Source organism: Streptomyces sp. CLV115, assembly GCF_038448545.1.
GTDB lineage: Bacteria > Actinomycetota > Actinomycetes > Streptomycetales > Streptomycetaceae > Streptomyces > Streptomyces sanglieri.
Window position 1 is genome coordinate 1 of sequence record NZ_JBCEWQ010000470.1, and the last position, 257, is coordinate 257.

Consider the following 257-nt stretch of genomic DNA (forward strand, 5'->3'; position numbering starts at 1 on the left):
CACGGTCCAGGAAGACACAGGCCTCGTCGAACGCCGCCGCGAACACCGGGAACGCCTCATACAGCTCACGGCCCATCCCCGCACGCTGACTGCCCTGACCCGAGAACAGCAACGCCACACCAACGGCCTGCGAGGCCCGGCCACGGATCACATCCGCGACGGGCCGGTCCTCCACCAGGGCCCGCAGACCCGCAAGCAACTCCTCCCGGTCACTGCCGAGCACCACCGCACGGTGCTCGAACACCGACCGCCCCGTC

The 257-nt window shown here is 70.0% G+C and carries 1 protein-coding gene; it reads right to left on the bottom strand.

The window, feature by feature from the left end:
* Window positions 1-257 (bottom strand): hypothetical protein (locus AADR41_RS42690; protein ID WP_446751216.1); only part of this gene is annotated, 257 nt, incomplete at both ends.